We start from the raw sequence: 16,513 nt of genomic DNA, 5'->3' as shown, positions 1-16,513 counted from the left end.
CGATCCTCGCACGGGGCCGGGCTCAGGCCGGTGCGAAGCGGACCGTACGGGTGGCGGGGTCGGCCGTCGTCAGCCGGACCAGGATCTCCTCGCCGAGCGGCAGGCCCGGATGGTCGCGCTCCCCGTCGCAGCGGGCCCGGACGGCGGGTTCGCGCAGCTGGACGGTGCCGTAGGCGGGGCGCTTCTCGTCCACGTCGACGACCACCGCGGTGAAGTCCTCGCCCTCCCGGCCGACCAGCAGCTCCGCCTCGACCAGGTCCACGCAGGCCCGCTCGACCTCGGCCGCGCGGCGGTCACCGCCCGCCATCAGCGCGGGTACGGTCGGCAGCGCCTCCCGGGCCCAGTCCGGGACGTCCTCGCCTGCGGCGACGGCGGCGCAGACCTCCTGGGCGAAGCGGTCGGCGAGGCGGCGCAGCGGCGCGGTGCAGTGCGCGTACGGGGCGGCGAGCGCGGCGTGCCCGGGGTCGGCGGGGGCGGGCAGGTCCTGGGTCTCGTCGAAGGCCTGGTAGCCGGCGCCGCGCAGCAGCCCGGTGCACTCGTTGAGGAAGGCCGCGTGCAGCGGGACGCCGGGATCGAGGGAGCGGATCAGCTCCGGGTAGGGGAGGGCGTCCGGCCAGTCGACGTCGAGCGCGGCGGCGACCCGGCGCAGCCGCTGGTACGCGGCGGCGGGGGCGGCGGGCAGGGTGCGCAGCAGGCCGACGCCGGCGTCCAGCATCAGCTCGGCCGCGCACATGCCGGTGAGCAGGGAGATCTGTGCGTTCCAGCCGTCGGCGGGGCCGGGTGCGCGGTAGCCGAGGACGTAGCCGCGCGGGGTCTCCTCGATCTCCTGCTCGGGGACGGGCAGGCTGATCCCGCCGCGGGCGCGCTCCTGCTCCTCGCGCAGCCGCCCGACGGTGGCGAGCAGCGCGAGCGGTTCGTCGGCGCCGCCGGCCTCCACGGCGCGCTCGACCTCGGTGTAGTCGAGCCGGCGGTGCGAGCGGACCAGGGCGCGGCGCAGGTCGGCGAGGACGACGGCGCCGTCGGCGTCGAGGTCGAGCTGCCAGAGCAGGGCGGGGCGGGTCTCCCCCGGCAGCAGGCTGGCGGCGTCCTCGGAGAGCCGGGCGGGGTGCAGCGGGACGCGGCGGTCGGGGAAGTAGAGGGTCTCGACGCGGCGGCGGGCCTCGGCGTCGATCTCCCCGCCGGGGCGGACGAAGGCGGCTACGTCGGCGATCGCGTAGTGCACCCGGTAGCCGCCGCCGGGGCGGTGCGCGAGGTGCATGGCCTGGTCGAGGTCGCGGGAGCCGGGCGGGTCGACGGTGAAGAGCGGGAGCTCGGTCGCGTCGTACTCCGGCAGGCGCGGCGACCCGGCGGCCCGCTCGGCCTCCGCCAGCACGGCCTCCGGCCACTCGGTGCGGATCTCCAGGCGGGAGCGCAGGTCGGCCAGTTCGGCGTTGATCCGGGCGGAGTCGGCGGCCTTGACCCGCAGTTTTCGGCGTGGCATGGAGGCAGCGTAGGGCGAATCGGGTGATTCCGGGCGGAGGTCAGCGGGCGCGCCGACCTCCGCCCGGGTTCGCCCGGGGCGCGGCAGGCCGGGGTCAGGCCCCGGTCCGGCCGGGTTCGGCGCCGAGGAGGGATCTGAGGTCCTTGGCGGCCAGGGCGACGGCGTCGTCGTAGCCGCCGGTGGCCAGGCGGAGCATGAAGGCGACGGCGTCGTCCGGGTGCGGGTCGGTGTACGGCTGGGCGTTGTAGTCGAGGAAGAGCAGCATCGCCTCGAAGGCGGTGCGCTTGTTCCGGTCGATCAGCGGGTGGTTGCGGGCGAGGCTCTGGCCGAGTGCGGCCGCCTTGGTCCAGAGGTCGGGGTAGGCGTCCCGGCCGAAGAGGGTCGCCTGCGGGCGCCCGAGGGCCGAGAGCAGTGCGCCGAGGTCGCGGATGTTCTCCGGACCGCCCGCGAGGTAGCTGACGTCCTCCAGGTCGAGGTACTCGACGGCGTTCGCTCCCCCCGGCGCGGTCACAGCTCCTTCAGCCTCTCCAGCGTCTCCGCGTTGGCCGCCCGGATCCGGTCGACCATGGCGGCCCGGCGCTCCGCCCGGCCGGGTGCCGGCTGCTCGGCCAGCGCCTCGGGCACCTCGGACCGGCGTACGTCGAAGGCCAGCTCCGCGCTGTCCGGGTCGGTCGCCCCGGTCACCCGCACCCGGCCGGCCAGCACCGCCTGGGCCGCCGCCCGGAGGGCGAACTCCAGCGCCTGCCGGGTCTGCGGCGGCAGGTCGGCGGGCAGTCGGACGGGCAGGGACTCCTCCACCGCGTCGTCGTCGCCGGGTACCAGGTCCAGGGGGCGCATGGTCATCTCGTCACTCTCCTTCGGTGCCACCGTAGGCCGGGGGGCAGCCGGGGGCCCAGTGGTTTCCGTGTAAGGCCTCCTAGGGTGGTCCCAGGTATCGGATGCGAAGGGGGCTCGCCGATGGGTGCGGTACGCGTGACGGGGGCAGCGGTGGCCGGGGTGCTGGCGGCGACGGGGGCGCTGCACGCGGTGTGGACGGTGACGCCGTGGCCGGCGCGGACACCGGAGGAGTTCGCGGACACGGTGATCGGGACCGGCGACACGGTGCCTCCGGTGGCGGCCTGCCTCGCGGTGGCGGGACTGCTGGGGACGGCCGCGTACCTGGTGGGCGCGGAGGCCGGGGTGCTGCCGGCGGCCGGGGCGAAGCGGGTGCGCCGGGCGGGCGTCCGGACGGTGGCGGGGGTGCTGCTGGCACGCGGGGCGGCCGGGCCGCTGCTGTTCGGCGGGCTGACCGAGCGGACGGAGCGGTTCAAGCGGCTGAACGCGCGGTACTACTCGCCGCTCTGCCTGGCGCTCGGCGCCGGGGCGGCCGTGGTCGCGGCGGCCGGCCGGGGCGCGGACGCGTAGCGGGGGCGGACGCGTAGCGGGGGCGGCGGGGTTACCGGCGGTCCGGTCGGGTTGCGTAGGGTGGCGGGGTTCGTCCGCACAAAATGTTGAGGAGTCCGCTGTGCTGGTGCTGTTGCCGCCCTCGGAGGGCAAGGCCGCGTCCGGGGACGGGGTGCCGGTGGCGCTCGACGGGCTGTCGCTGCCCGGGCTGACGGCGGCGCGCGCGCAGGTGCTGGACGCCCTGGTCGGGCTCTGCCGGGGTGACGAGGAGGCCGCCGCCGGGGTGCTCGGGCTGAGCCCGGGCCTGCGCGGCGAGGTCGCCCGGAACGCGGGTCTGCCGACGGCCGGCGCGCTGCCGGCCGGCGAGGTGTACACCGGCGTGCTCTTCGACAACCTCGGCCTGGCCACCCTCGACGAGGCCGCGTACGACCGGGCCGAGCGCTCGCTGCTGGTGTTCTCCGGGCTCTGGGGCGCCGTCCGGATCAGCGACCGCATCCCGCCCTACCGCTGCTCGATGGGCGTGAAACTCCCCGGCCCGGGGGCACTCGGGGCGTTCTGGCGGAGTGCGATGGCGTCCGTGCTGCCGGAGGTGGCGGACGGCCTGGTACTGGACCTGCGCAGTTCGGCGTACGCGGCGGCGTGGCGGCCGGCCGGCGAGGTGGTGTCCCGGACGGCCACCGTGCGGGTGCTGCAGGAGCGCGACGGCAAGAGGTCCGTGGTGAGCCACTTCAACAAGGCCACCAAGGGCCGGCTGGTGCGCGACCTGCTGGTGGCGGGCGCCGAGCCGAAGACGCCCGGTGAGCTGGTGGACGCGCTGTCGGCGCTGGGCCACCGGGTGGAGGTCGCGGCCGAGGGCACCGCGCGCAAGCCGTGGCAGCTCGACGTGGTGGTCACCGAGGTGCACTGAGCCGAGGTGCACTGAGCCGAGGTGCACTGAACCGAGCTGCACTGAGGTGCAGCGGGCGGCGGCGGGCCGGGGGCCCGCCGCCGGTGTTCAGCGCAGGTGCCCGGTGTCGTTGAGCAGCCGCAGCGAGGCGTTGCCGTCCGCGTAGTACTGGACGGCGCAGAGCGAGGCCGCCGACAGCTCCATCCGGTACAGCGAGTCCGGCGGGGCGCCGAGCGCGAGCCGGACCAGCGTCTTGATCGGGCTGACGTGCGAGACGACCAGCACGGTCTTCCCCGGGTAGCGGGCGAGGATCTTGTCACGGGCGACCCCGGCCCGGTGGGTCAGCGTGGTGAAGCTCTCGCTGCTGCCGGTCGGCTTGGCCTTGGCGGAGCCGAGCCAGGCGCTGAGGTCCTCCGGGTGGCGCTCCTGGACCTCCGCGAAGGTCAGGCCCTCCCAGTCCCCGAAGTCGACCTCCCGCAGCCCCTCCTCGTACCGGACCTCCAGGCCGAGCCGGGTGGCGACGGTCTCGGCGGTCTGCCGGGTGCGGAGCATCGGGGAGCTGACCACGGCCTGGATGCTGCCGCGCGCGACCAGCGCCTCGGCGGCCCGCTCGGCCTGCCAGCGGCCCTTCTCGGAGAGCTCCGGATCGCTGCCGCCGCTGCCGGAGAAGCGCTTCTCCGGGGTGAGGGCGGTCTCGCCGTGGCGCAGCAGGACGAAGGTGGTCGGCGTGCCGAGGTCGGCCGGGGCCGCCCAGCCGGCCTTCGGCGCGGCCTTCTCCAGCGGGGGTTCGGCCACCGGCGCGGCCGGCGCCGCGGGCACGGCGCGGGCCTTGGGCTCCCACGCCCGGCCGGCCTTGCCCGCGTCCATCGCCTCGTTCGCCAGCCGGTCGGCGTCCTTGTTCCGCTCGCGCGGGATCCAGGTGTACTTGACCTGGCCGCGCGGGAGGATGGTGCGGGCCTCGGCGGCGAGCGGCTGCATGTCGGGGTGCTTGATCTTCCAACGCCCGGACATCTGCTCGACGACCAGCTTGGAGTCCATCCGGACGTCCACCGAGGCGTCCGGGTCGATCTTCCGGGCCGCCTTCAGGCCGGCGATCAGACCCTTGTACTCGGCCACGTTGTTGGTGGCGTGGCCGATGAACTCGGCGTCCTCCGCGATGATCTGGCCGGTGTCGCCGTCCCGCACCACCGCGCCGTAACCGGCCGGCCCCGGGTTGCCCCGGGAACCGCCGTCGGCCTCGACGATGAACCTGCGCCCCGCCATCGGGTCAGATGCCCGAGTCGGCGGTGCGCACCAGGATGCGGCCGCAGTTGTCGCAGCGGACGACCGCGTCCTTGGGCTCGGCCTTGATGGCGTTCAGGTCGGAGACGGCGAACTCGACCCGGCAGCCCTCGCAGCGGCGCTGGAAGAGACGGGCGGCGCCGACGCCGCCCTGCTGCTCGCGCAGGCGGGTGTAGAGCTTCAGCAGGTCGGCCGGGACGACGGCGACGACGGCCTCGCGGTCGCGCCTGACCTTCTCGGCCTCACTGTCGATCTCGCCGAAGGCGGCGTCCCGGCGGGACTCGGCCTCGGTCAGCACGACCGTGGAGTGCTCGAGGCGCGCGGTCAGCTCGGTGACCCGGGTCTGGGCGGACTCCAGCCGCTCCATGATCTCCAGGACGACGTCCTCCAGGTCCCCCTGGCGCTTGGCCAGCGAGCCGATCTCGTGCTGGAGGTTCTCCAGGTCCTTCGGCGAGGTGATCGTGCCGGAGTCCAGGCGCTGCTGGTTGCGGGCGGACCGGGTGCGGACCTGCTCGACGTCCTGCTCGGCCTTGGTCAGCTCACGGGTGGTGTCGCCGTGCTGGGCCTGGGCGGCCACCACGAGGTCCTTGAGCGCGGTGTGGTCGGCGGTGGCCTTGTCGATCTCGGCGTGCTCGGGCAGGCTGCGCCGCCGGTGGGCCAGCTGGTCGAGCTTCGAGTCGATGGCCTGGAGGTCGAGCAGGCGGATCTGGTCGGCGGGCGCGGCGTTCAAGCGGAGAGCTCCTGTGAATCGGGTCAGGCGGTGAAGGACATGGGGGCGTGCGCGGTCCACGGGTCGGTGACCTTGTGGGAGACCTTGGTCTCGACGGCCCAGCCGCGCTTCTCGGCGGCGCTGTGGAGAGCCCGCTCGGCCAGGGTGAGCCAGGGCCACTCGGTGGCCCAGTGCGCGGCGTCGACCAGGGCGACCGGCGCCGCCTCGACGGCCTCGGACGCCGGGTGGTGGCGCAGGTCTGCGGTGAGGTACGCGTCGACACCGGCCGCCCGCGCCTCGGCGAGGAAGCTGTCGCCCGAGCCGCCGCAGACCGCGACGCGGCCGATCAGCTGGTCCGGGTCGCCGGAGACCCGGACGCCCGTGGCGGTGGCCGGCAGGCCGAGGGCTACCTGCGCGGCGAAGGCGGCGAGGGTGAGCGGGGGCTCCAGCAGGCCGATCCGGCCGCTGCCGCGCCGACCCAGCGGGTCGGTCGGGTCCGGGACCAGCGGGCCGGTGACCTGGACCCCGACCGCCTCGGCGAGGGCGTCGGAGACACCCGGGTCGGCGTGGTCGGCGTTGGTGTGGGCCACGTGCAGGGCGATGCCGTTGCCGATCAGCGTGTGCACGACCCGGCCCTTGAAGCCGGTGGCGGCGACGCTGGTGGTGCCGCGCAGATAGAGGGGGTGGTGGGTGACCACCAGGTCGGCACCCCACTCGACGGCCTCGTCGACGACGGCCTGTACTGGGTCCACGGCGAAGAGCACGCGGCCGACCTCGGCCTGAGGGTCCCCGCAGACCAGGCCGACGGCGTCCCAGGACTCCGCCCACTGCGGCGGGTAGACCTCTTCGAGCGCGGTGATGACGTCGGACAGTTTCGGCACCTGTCGAGACTACCGTGCGCGCGGGGGCGTCCGGGCCGCCGCCCGTCCCGGGGCCGGTGCGCGCGGGGCGCACAGGTGGGCGCCGACCGTACGGATGCACGTCAACCCGGGGGGCCGTGCGGTCGCGCCGGCGACCCGGGGGTCCCTGCCGCGATCAGCCCGGCGGGCTCCGCCCACACCCGCTCGCTCGTACATATTCGAAACACCGGCCGGATCACCCTTACGAGTGAAGTGACCGGATTCGCGTTGAACCGCCCCGACCTCGAAAGTAACTTCACTTCTGTGAACGGGAGTTGTCCCGACCCGGGGGTCGGGAAGTAGCTCCGCCGGCATGCGGGTCCGGACAGCGGCAGGGCCGGGCGGACGCGGCCGGGGCGGCGCTCCCGCACTTCCGAGAACCGATCCAGGCCGTGGCCGTGCGCCCGGGTGCCGGAGCAGTGGGCACCGCCGGGCGTCGACCGAGACGAAGGGATGTGGATGCAGATGGGCGCGGGCACATCGCTGCGGACGGCCGGGGCGCGGGGATCGGCGGGCCGCGGGCCGGATGCGGCCGGCCCGTGGCCGGAGGCGACGCGGGCGGTGCTGGCCGGTGCCGGGGGCCGGGGAGGCGGCGGCGACTGGGAGGTCGCCGTCGAGGGCTTCTGGTGCACGGCCAGGCCGGCGGCGTCGGAGCCGGGCCCACGGGAGGCCGTCTCGTGGGAGCCGGGCTCGCGGGAGGCCGCTTTGCGGGCGGCCGCCTCGCTGGAGCCGGCCGAGGAGGGCTGGAAGATCCATGTGAGCGCGGCCTCGGCGGTCGGGGGCGAGGTGTTGGCGGCGGTCGTCGCGGTGCTCGCGGACGACCCCTGCACCTTCAAGTTCGCCGCCGGTCCGGAGCGGCTCCACGAGATCAACTCGCGTAACAGCGACCGGGGTTCGGCGGGCAAGTTCATCACGGTCTACCCCGTTGGCGACGAGCAGTTCCGGCGGCTCGCCGCCGCGCTGCACCGGGCGACGGCGGGCCGGCCCGGCCCGGTGGTGCTCTCCGACCGCCCGTACGAGCGCGGGAGCCGGGTGCACTACCGGTACGGCGCCATCGCGGGCCGGGCCGAGCTGGGCAACGACGGCGGGTACCGGTCGATGCTGCGCGGGCCGGACGGGGAGCGCGTCGAGGACGTGCGGGCGGCGGCGTACCGCTGCCCGCCGTGGGCGCGGGACCCGCTGGCGGCGGCCGGGCCTGCGGCGGGTGCTGCGAGCGGGCCGGGTGCGAGCGGGCCGGGTGCGCCGAAGCCGGTGGTGCCGGCGAAGCGCGGCGGCGTGCTGCTCGCCGGGCGGTACGCGCTCACCGCCGCCGTGCGGCACGGCGCCAAGGGAGGGGTCTTCCTCGGACGGGACACGGACAGCGGCGCGGAGGTGGTGGTCAAGCAGGCCCGCGCGCACATCGAGGTGGACCGGTCCGGTACGGATGCGCGGACGGCGCTGCGACACGAGGCGGCGATGCTGACCAGGCTCTCCGCGGTGGCCGAGCCGGGCCGGGTGGCCGAGCCGGGCCGGGTGGCGGAGGCGGCCGGGGCGAGTGCGCCGGGTACAGCGGGTGAGCCGGGCACGGCCGGCGGGCCCGGGCGGCAGCCACTGGCGCCGCGTCCGATCGAGCTGATCGAGCAGGACGACTCGCTCTTCCTTGTGCAGGAACGAATCTCCGGACAGCCGCTCGGCGGCTGGGTCGCCGCACGGCTGCGCCGCGACGGCAGTCCCGACGTCGCCTGGGCCGAGGCCAAACCGCTTGCGCACGCCCTGCTCGACCTGGTCGAGCGGGTGCACGAGCAGGGTCTGGTGCTGCGCGACCTCTCCCCCGGCAACGTCATGGTGCTGCCGGACGGCGGACTGCGGCTGGTCGACCTGGAGCTCGCCGCCGAGGCCGGTCACCGGGCGGGCACGGCCGGCACCCCCGGCTACCGGGCCCCCGAACAGGGGCGGCTCACCCTGGTGACGGGGGACGCGGGAGGCTGCCTGGCCGAACCCTCCGCCGACCTGTTCGCGCTCGGCGGACTCCTCTTCCTGCTCGCCACCGGCCACGACCCGCTGCTTCCCGAGGACCTGCCGCAGGCCCGTCCGGTCGCCGACCGGCTGGGCCGCTGGCTCGCCCTCGCCGCCCGCGACGGCGACACCGCACGCCGACTCGCCCCGCTCGTCCTCGGGCTGCGGGCGGAGGAGCCCGGTCAGCGCTGGAGCCTGGCCCGGGCGCGGGAGGCACTCGTGCTCGCCGGGGCGACGGGTCCGTCCGTGGACTCCGGCGCGCCCGCGCCCTCTCACGTCTCCGTCGCCGACCTGCGGGTCGCCGCTTCCGACGCCGTCGTCGACCGGGTCCTGCACGACGGGCTTCGGCACCTGGCCCTGACCGCCACGCCGCTGCGGCGCGACCGGCTCTGGCCGACCGTGCCCGCCGGCGAGCGGTCCGACCCGTGCAACGTGCAGCACGGCGCCGCCGGGGTGCTGGCGCTGCTCGCCCGGGCCACGCTGGCGGCGGGTCTGCCGGAGGAGGTTCGCGCGGAGGCCCGCCGGACGACCCGGACCGCCGCCGAGTGGGTCGAGCGCCGCTGCGCCGCCGAACCGGTCGTCCTGCCCGGCCTGCACTTCGGCCGATCCGGCGCAGCCTGGGCCCTGTTGGACACCGCCGAGGCGCTGTCCGACCCACGACTCGCCGGACACGCCGCCGAGTTGGCCCGCCGGATAGCCGTCGAGTGGCCCAACCCGGACGTCTGCCACGGCGCGGCCGGCTCCGGCTTCCTGCAACTCCGCTTCGCGGCAGCCGGCTTGGGGGATGGCTCCGACCAGGAGTTCCTGGCCCGGGCCGCCCGGTGCGGCCACGGGCTGCTCGCCGCCGCCCGCCGTGCGCCGTACGGCACGGTGTGGCCGGTGCCGAAGGACTTCGACTCGGCGCTCGCCGGGATCACCCACCTCGGCTTCGCCCACGGCGTCGCGGGGGTCGGGGCCTTCCTCTTGGCCGCGGCCGAGGCCACCGGCGACCGCGACCTGCTGGCCGGTGCCGCCGAGGCCGGGCGCACCCTTGTCGCGACCGCCCGCCGGGAGCGCGACGGCGGGCAGGAAGGCGGCGGGCAGGAAGGCGGCGGCCTGGACACGGCCTGGTGGCCGCAGAGCGCCGGCGACCCCGAGCACGTCCGACTGGCGCACTGGTGCAGCGGATCCTCCGGCGCGGGCAGCTTCCTGATCCGGCTATGGCAGGTCACCGGTGATGCCGCCGCGCATGAGCTCGCCCTCGCCGCCGGGCGGGCCGTGTCGGCCGGGCGCTGGCACAGCGGCATCGGCGCCTGCCACGGGCTGGCCGGCAACGGCGAGTACCTGCTCGACCTTGCCGACGCCACCGGTGACGACGAATTCCGCCTCGCTGCCAGCGAGTTGGCGCAGCTGATGACCGCCAGGTCGGCGCTGCGCGACGGGCTGCTCGTCCTGCCGGACGAGACCGGCACGGGCTGCGCCGCCGCGTACGGCACCGGCACGGCGGGTGCGCTGGCCTTCCTGCTGCGACTGCGGCACGGCGGCCCCAGGCTCTGGGTGGATCCCGTGTCACCCGCCGCCGACCGTCGGCACCCCGGAGGCGAACCCGGGACAGGCGGTGCGAAATGAACGTGGCCACCCGCGCGGCGACCCACGCGCTGCGCCGCCTCAGCTTCACCTTCGCCACCGACGGCAGCCACGCCGCCAGCCTGGCCTCCGCCGCCGACGGCGGCTGGTACGTGGAGAGTTGGATCCTCCCCCCGACCGGGCCCGCCGTACCGACCGCGCTGCCGCTGCCCGGGAACCGCTCGGAGAACCTGCGCTCGCAGCTGATCGCGCTGCCGGACGGATCGGTGCTGGTCTGTCGGCACGACGGCGAACGGCATGATCTCGTCCTGCTGTCCGATCCCGGCCCGGGGCGCGAACCGGTCACCTGCGAACAGCAGTTGGCCACCCTGCGGATGCCAGGGCTGCGACTGCTGCCACTGCCCGTGCCGCCCGGCGACGCCCCCCGCACGCGGGGATCGTCCCGTGCGCCGGTCGCCCTCGCGCTCGGTACCGACACCCGGCCGGCCACCACCGCATGGCTGCTGCGCACCGACGGCAGCGAGCCCGAACAGGTCGCCGAGATCCCCGGGTTGCACGGCGGCGGGGTCTGGCTCGACCACGCCGGCACCCTGCTGGCGCTCGACCGGGTTAACGCGGGAGTCGTCCGCACGGTCGTCCTGGACCTGCGCACCGGCGACGTCACCCCGCTGCTGGAGATCGGCGAGCGCAGCAACGACCGGCTGGTGCTGTTCGATCCGGACAGCCGCTTCGCGATGGTGCGCAGCGACGCGCCCGCCACCGACCGGCTCGGCTGGGGCGTGCTGGGCGGCGGCGAACCCCTGCGGTTCCCGGAATGCCTGCACATGGCGGGCATGTTCCTGCGACCCGTCGCGCTGCGCCCGGCGCCGGACGGTCCCCGCGTGGCCGTCCAGGTCGACCACGGCGCCGGCTCGGCACTCGCCCTGTGGCGGCCCGCCGCCGGGCGGCTGGATCCGCTGGCCGTGCCGCCCGGCCGACTGGGCGCGGTCGGACACTGGTCGGAGGCCGGACTACGGATGCCGTACTCCTCCCCCGAACACCCGGCCGCGCTGGCCACCCTGGACGTGGACGCCCTGCTCGACCACGGTCCGGCCACCGCGACCACCGGACCGGTACCGCTGCCCCTGCAGTTGGCACCGCTCGGCTCCGGACTGCCCGGGCCGTGGCGGGACACCGTCCTCCCGTGGCAGCCCGGCACCCCGCGCACCGCCCGTACCGCGCCGCCCGGCTGGCAGCTGGACGGGAGCACCCCGCCCGGGGACGGCGGCCGCTGGCATCCCGCCCAGAGCCTTGAACTCGCTGGCCCGGCGGGTCCGTTGGAGGCGGTGGTGTACGGCGGGGATGCCTGGCTGAGCAGTCCGCACCTGGTACTCGCCCTGCACGGTGGCCCGGCGGACGCCTGGCGGCTGGAGTTCGACCCGGCACTCCAGCGGATGGCCGCCGCGGGACTGGCCGTGATCGCCCCCAACCAACGCGGCTCAACCGGCTACGGGTTGGCGCATGCGATGGCCATCCGAGGCGCCTGGGGCGGACCGGATCTGGACGACATCCTGTACCTCCTGGACGGCATCGCGGGCCAGCGCGCCGCCCTCGGCCTGGAGCCGCCGGCCCTGTTCGGGGTCAGTTACGGCGCGTTTCTGGCCCTGCTGGCGGCCGCGCACGCGCCCGCCGACCATGTCGCGCGCTGCGCGGTGGTCGCGCCGTTCCTGTCCGGAGCCCGGCTGCTGGCCGAAGCGTCCTCTCCGGTCAGGGCGTTGACGACGCGGCTCGGCGGCGGCGAACCGATCGCGGACGCCCGCGGCCCCCGCGACGTCCTCCAGCTCGCGCACCGGCTGAGCTCACCGCTGCTGGTCGTGCACGGGGACCGGGACGAGGTCGTCCCGGTGAGCCAGTCCCGTTCGCTGCGGCACGAGTTGCTGCGGATCGGCCGCACCGAGGGTGCCGACTTCCGCTACGTGGAGGCGGCCGGCGCGGGGCACGAGGTACTGGCCGAGGAGGGCGCCGCGGTGCTCCACGAGTTGCTGGCCGCCTTCCTGCGCACCGGCCGGCCGGGCTAGGCCCCGCCCGGGAGGCGGGCCTGCGGGGGCGGGCCTGACCTCGGGCTTAGCCCTGGTTGTGGACCGCCTCGGCTGGCCGGTCCGTACCCAGGGCGGTCCACAACCGGGGCGGCCGCACGACAACCGGGCGATCGGGCTGGAAGCCGGCGCCCCTCAGACTCCCGGGCCCCTGCGGCCCGGGGTGGTACCCGCGGCGGTGGATGGAGACCACCGCGGGGGCAATACCCATCGCCCGTACCGCAGATCGCGGCGGGCGGAAACACCAGGGGAGGAATCCGATCATGGAGTACATGGTGGACTTCGAGACCGACCTCGCGGCCCTGCAGGAGCTGCCCGAGACCGAGTCCGTCGAGCTGACCGGCCACGGCGGCGGCTGCCAGTACACCTGTCTGATCCTGACCTGTCTGATCTTCACGATCAGCTAGTCGACCGGTCGGCGGCCGCCCACCGGTGCCGTCCCCGCCTGTCCGGACAGGCGGGGACGGCGCGTCGATATATGCAGACCGGTCTACATATACCGATCGGTCTACATATTTTCTGGTGGCGGCCTTCCAGGAGGCGTACGAGCGCCCCGGACCACTGCACTTCGGACACCACATCGACCGTCACCGAGGCCCCCGTCCTGTTCGCCCTCCCCCACCGCGCCCGACGGCGCCCTCCGGGCAGGAGTCCACCTCACCGGCCCCAGCCCTGGCGGCGGCCCCGTTCCGCCCACGCCCCCGCCCCGCCCGCGTCCCCGACGGCGTCCCCGACGGCGTCCCCGACGGCGGCAGCCCGACCGCCGCCCGGCTCACCCATCCCATGACCGCCCTGGGCGCCGACGCCCTCGCCGGCCTGGCCGCCCGGCGCCGTACCGGTCGCAGGGGCACGTCGTGATCTCGATAGGATCTCGCCCGTTCCGGCCGTTATGGTGGCCGGGGCAAGGGCCGCGATCACCGGCTGTGGCGCACCACGGAGCGCCCGATCGGATCTCCGGTCGGTTCTCCGACCGGTCCCCTGATCAAGCGTCCGAGACCGGGTGTCCGAGACCGGGTGTCCGAGACCGGGCACGCAGTCAGGCATCCAGTCGGACAACCGGTTGCGACACCTGATTCGGGCATCCGAACAGGGCTGTCGGGTCAGGGCTGCCGGATCAGGGCGGCCGGATCAGGCACCGGCATCGGACGCCTGCACCGGACACCCGATCAACGCCCGCCCCGCGCCCGTGGTACCACCCGGGCGCCGAAGCACCTGCACCCTCGCACGGAAAAGACGATTCTGATGTCCGACACCCTCACCGACACCACCGGTCCCGCGAGCAACGGGCCCGACGCCGACGAGACCACTGCCGAGGACACCTCGTCGCACGGTCGCCACCGGGGCCACTCCGCCGCCGACGACGCGCCGGAGGCCGACCCGCACGGCCGGCACCGGCTCGGCACCCTCGCCGGCCGGAACTGAGAGAGCCCGCACGGAACCCCGGAAGGGCCCGCCACACCGGCGGGCCCTTCCGCTTGCCTCGGTCGGCGGTCAGCGGTCAGCGGTCAGCGGAAAACCGCGCCCTGCCCCACGACACGCCCACCGACACGCCCAACGACGCACCTCAGGCACCCCACGCGTCCAGCGTGACGATCGTCCGCAGCGCCTCGCCGTCCCGCATCTGCGCGATGGCCTCGTTGACGTCGGCGAGCGCGACCCGGTGCGTGATCATCCCGGCCAGGTCGATCCGCCCGGCCCGCCACAGCTCGACCACCAGCGCGATGGTCCGTGACACGTCCGCGCCGCCGTACAGCGAGGGCAGCAGCCGCTTCTCGTTGAAGAACAGCTCGCCCATCGTGAACTGCGCGAGGTCGTCCTGCGCCCCGGCGCCGATCACCACCACCGCGCCCCCGCGCCGCGCCGCGTCGTACCCGGCCCGCACCGTGGCCCCGCGGCCGACCGCCTCGAAGACGTAGTCGTAGCCGCCGCCCGGTACGCCCTTGGCCGTGGCCTTCAGGTCCTCGGGAGCGATGGCGTCGGTGGCGCCGAAGGCCAGGGCCCGCTCCCGCCGCGAGGCGACCGGGTCGACCACGGTGATCCGCCCGGCGCCGCAGACCCGGGCACCCTGCACCGTGGCCACGCCCACGCCGCCCGCGCCGATCACGGCGACGGAGGCGCCCGGCTCGACCTTCGCGGTGTTGACCGCCGCGCCGATGCCGGTGGTCACCCCGCAGCCGATCAGCGCGGCGAGCTCGTACGGCAGGTCGGCGGGGACCTTGACGACGGCGCCGCGGTCGACCACCACCTCCTCGGCGAACGCCCCGGTCCCGTAGAAGCCGGAGGCCTCGACCGTCGCGGCGTCCGTCAGGGGGCCGAACCGGAAGCCGGGTGCGCCGAGTCGGCGAAGGCTCGCCACGCACAGGTGCCCACGGCCCTGCTCACAGTGGACGCAGCGGCCGCAGGGTGCCATCCAGCAGAGCACCACCCGGTCGCCGACCTCGATGCCGGTCACGCCTTCCCCGACCTCCACCACGTCCCCGGATCCCTCGTGGCCGGGGACGAAGGGCGCGGGCTGCGGCAGCACACCGCTCATCGCCGAGAGGTCGGAGTGGCAGAGGCTGGCCGCCCGCAGGCGCACCCGCACCTTGCCAGGGCCGAAGCCGACCGCCACCACGTCGTCTCGAACGTCGAGCGTGTCCTGGCCGGTCTTGTGCAGGATGGCTGCGCGCATGGCGTTGCTCCCGGGGTCCGAATCGCTGGTCGGGCCCGATTCTGGCACGCCCCGTCCGCCCGGAGTAGAACACGTTTCACTCCGCTGTCCGGCCGCTCCTGACCGCCCCTCGAAAACCACCCGCTCCGGGTCGGCCGCCCATGGCATGATCAGCCGCCGTGTCCAGACCTGCCTTGACCTCGCCCGTTGTCCAGACCTGCCCGGAGTGCGGCGCGCGACTCGACGTCGATCCCCGCTTCTCCGTCTGGTGCCCGCACTGCGAATGGAACCTCACCCCGGCCTCCGAGGCCGCCGAGGCCACAGAGCAGCCCCGACACGGCGCCGCCCACACCGACCGCACCGCCCGTACCGCTCACGCCGACCGCACCGAGCAGCTCTACGAGGACCTCGCCGCCGGCCACGGCGCCACCGGACGGCGCGACTGGCTCGCCGCCTCCGCCGTCGCCGCAGCCGTCCACCTGAGCACCACCGCACTGCTCGCCTGGGCGCTCTGGCTGCTCGTCACGGGCAACACCCCGCTGCGCTGTCTGGGCGCCGGCGCCCTCGCGGTCGTCGTCCTGCTGCGCCCGCGGCTCGGCCGGGTGCCGCGCGACGAGCACGTGCTGGACCGCCACCGGGCACCCGCGCTGTACGGCCTGGTGGACCGGCTCGCCGCCCAGGTGGGGGCTGATCCGGTCGGGGTGATCCGGATCGACGGGACGTTCAACGCGACCATCGGGGTGGTCGGCCTGCGCCGCCGCTCCGTCCTCACCCTGGGTCTGCAGCTCTGGGAGGCGCTGACGGACCAGCAGCGGATCGCCCTGCTCGGCCACGAACTCGCCCACCGGGTGAACGGCGACCACCGGCGCGGCCTCTGGCTCGGCTCCGCGATCGGCGCGCTCGCGCACTGGCACGACCTCGCCCGGCCCCGTCGGCGGGCCGGGAGCCCGGGCGGGTTGCAGCTACTGTTCCAGCTCGCCGACCTGATCAGTGACGCGCTGCTCGGCGGCCTGGCCTGGCTGCTGCTTCGGGCCGTACGGCTGCTCGACCGGCTCACCGCCCGAGCCGGTCAGCAGGCCGAGTACCACGCGGACGAACTCGCCGCCCGGGCCGCCTCCACCACGGCGGCCCGCGGGCTGCTGGAGACCCTGCTGCTCGAAGGCGCGGCGGACACCCTGGTGACCCGGCTGCGGGCCGACCGCATCCACCGGCCCAGGGCGGTCCGCCGCGGTGCGGCCCGCCCGCCGCAGGAGCCGGTGACCGCGACGCTCTGGGAGCAGCTGCGCGAGCACCTCGCCACCATCCCGCCGCTGGAGCGCGAGCGCCTGCTGCGCCGCTCGGCGCTCCGGCAGGACGCCGTGGACGCCACCCACCCGCCGACCCACCTGCGGCTGGCCCTCCTCGACCGGCGCCCCTCCCACCCGGCGGTCGTCACCACCACAGCCACCGAGTCCGCCGCCATCGCCGCCGAGCTCGCCCCGCACCGCGAGCGCGTCGCCCGCGCGCTGCTGGCCGACTGACCTACTGGCCGGCTGACCGGCTGACCTACTGGCGGACCCGCCGAGCGCCCCGGAGCCATCGGCCGCGTA

Annotated in this window: 14 protein-coding genes; 7 read left to right on the top strand and 7 right to left on the bottom strand. The window is 75.5% G+C overall.

Going from position 1 to position 16,513, the window contains the following annotated elements; all coding sequences use genetic code 11:
* Positions 1 to 22: 22 nt before the first annotated feature.
* The 3 genes from ACGFZP_RS01570 to ACGFZP_RS01560 all read right to left on the bottom strand — a co-directional run bounded on the left by ACGFZP_RS01570 (position 23) and on the right by ACGFZP_RS01560 (position 2,323).
* On the bottom strand, positions 23 to 1,480 hold the full coding sequence (locus ACGFZP_RS01570; RefSeq protein WP_392927458.1) for an RNB domain-containing ribonuclease: 1,458 nt from the start codon (positions 1,478 to 1,480) through the stop codon (positions 23 to 25).
* Between the two features lie 94 nt (positions 1,481 to 1,574).
* Positions 1,575 to 1,991, bottom strand: coding sequence for a type II toxin-antitoxin system death-on-curing family toxin (locus tag ACGFZP_RS01565; protein ID WP_392927456.1), 417 nt, complete (start codon positions 1,989 to 1,991; stop codon positions 1,575 to 1,577).
* The gene (locus ACGFZP_RS01560) at positions 1,988 to 2,323 is read right to left on the bottom strand and encodes a hypothetical protein (RefSeq protein WP_392927454.1); all 336 of its coding nucleotides are present in this window, start codon (positions 2,321 to 2,323) and stop codon (positions 1,988 to 1,990) included. Before ACGFZP_RS01560 ends, ACGFZP_RS01565 begins: the two co-directional genes overlap by 4 nt.
* A gap of 114 nt (positions 2,324 to 2,437) precedes the next feature.
* On the opposite strand from ACGFZP_RS01560, the gene ACGFZP_RS01555 reads away from it, so the two are divergent.
* The gene (locus ACGFZP_RS01555; RefSeq protein WP_392927453.1) at positions 2,438 to 2,884 is read left to right on the top strand and encodes a DUF3995 domain-containing protein; all 447 of its coding nucleotides are present in this window, start codon (positions 2,438 to 2,440) and stop codon (positions 2,882 to 2,884) included.
* 100 nt (positions 2,885 to 2,984) lie between these two features.
* Positions 2,985 to 3,770, top strand: coding sequence for a peroxide stress protein YaaA (gene yaaA / locus ACGFZP_RS01550; RefSeq protein WP_392927451.1), 786 nt, complete (start codon positions 2,985 to 2,987; stop codon positions 3,768 to 3,770).
* 87 nt (positions 3,771 to 3,857) lie between these two features.
* Here the strand turns inward: yaaA and ACGFZP_RS01545 are convergent, their stop codons facing one another.
* The 3 genes from ACGFZP_RS01545 to ACGFZP_RS01535 are packed head-to-tail and all read right to left on the bottom strand — an operon-like array spanning position 3,858 to position 6,620.
* Positions 3,858 to 5,012, bottom strand: a complete 1,155-nt coding sequence (locus tag ACGFZP_RS01545; RefSeq protein WP_392927449.1) for a bifunctional RNase H/acid phosphatase — start codon at positions 5,010 to 5,012, stop codon at positions 3,858 to 3,860.
* 4 nt (positions 5,013 to 5,016) lie between these two features.
* Positions 5,017 to 5,760, bottom strand: a complete 744-nt coding sequence (locus ACGFZP_RS01540) for a zinc ribbon domain-containing protein (RefSeq protein ID WP_392927448.1) — start codon at positions 5,758 to 5,760, stop codon at positions 5,017 to 5,019.
* 23 nt (positions 5,761 to 5,783) lie between these two features.
* Entirely contained in the window at positions 5,784 to 6,620 is an 837-nt protein-coding gene (locus ACGFZP_RS01535) for a Nif3-like dinuclear metal center hexameric protein (protein ID WP_392927446.1), read from the bottom strand.
* Positions 6,621 to 7,103: 483 nt separating this feature from the next.
* Here ACGFZP_RS01535 and ACGFZP_RS01530 point away from each other — a divergent pair, with 483 nt between their 5' ends.
* From ACGFZP_RS01530 to ACGFZP_RS01515, 4 genes are all read left to right on the top strand, one after another.
* Positions 7,104 to 10,241: a lanthionine synthetase LanC family protein gene (locus ACGFZP_RS01530; protein ID WP_392927444.1), complete on the top strand. Its 3,138-nt coding sequence runs from the start codon at positions 7,104 to 7,106 to the stop codon at positions 10,239 to 10,241.
* The gene (locus tag ACGFZP_RS01525) at positions 10,238 to 12,256 is read left to right on the top strand and encodes an alpha/beta hydrolase family protein (RefSeq protein WP_392927442.1); all 2,019 of its coding nucleotides are present in this window, start codon (positions 10,238 to 10,240) and stop codon (positions 12,254 to 12,256) included. The genes ACGFZP_RS01530 and ACGFZP_RS01525 overlap by 4 nt, the downstream gene beginning before the upstream one ends.
* Positions 12,257 to 12,537: 281 nt before the next feature.
* A complete protein-coding gene (locus ACGFZP_RS01520) occupies positions 12,538 to 12,681 on the top strand; it encodes a VenA family class IV lanthipeptide (protein WP_392927440.1) in 144 nt (47 codons plus the stop codon).
* A gap of 835 nt (positions 12,682 to 13,516) precedes the next feature.
* A complete protein-coding gene (locus tag ACGFZP_RS01515) occupies positions 13,517 to 13,696 on the top strand; it encodes a hypothetical protein (protein WP_392927439.1) in 180 nt (59 codons plus the stop codon).
* Between the two features lie 142 nt (positions 13,697 to 13,838).
* On the opposite strand, the gene ACGFZP_RS01510 is transcribed toward ACGFZP_RS01515, so the two are convergent.
* Positions 13,839 to 14,945: an alcohol dehydrogenase catalytic domain-containing protein gene (locus tag ACGFZP_RS01510; protein ID WP_392927438.1), complete on the bottom strand. Its 1,107-nt coding sequence runs from the start codon at positions 14,943 to 14,945 to the stop codon at positions 13,839 to 13,841.
* Between the two features lie 173 nt (positions 14,946 to 15,118).
* Between ACGFZP_RS01510 and ACGFZP_RS01505 the strand changes: the two genes are divergently transcribed.
* Entirely contained in the window at positions 15,119 to 16,444 is a 1,326-nt protein-coding gene (locus ACGFZP_RS01505) for a M48 family metalloprotease (RefSeq protein WP_392927436.1), read from the top strand.
* Positions 16,445 to 16,513: the final 69 nt, after the last annotated feature.

This window comes from Kitasatospora sp. NPDC048239 (assembly GCF_043202015.1).
In the GTDB taxonomy this organism is placed as follows: Bacteria; Actinomycetota; Actinomycetes; order Streptomycetales; family Streptomycetaceae; genus Kitasatospora.
The sequence above is the reverse complement of the archived record's forward strand: the minus strand, read 5'-3'. Positions and strand labels throughout refer to the sequence as shown.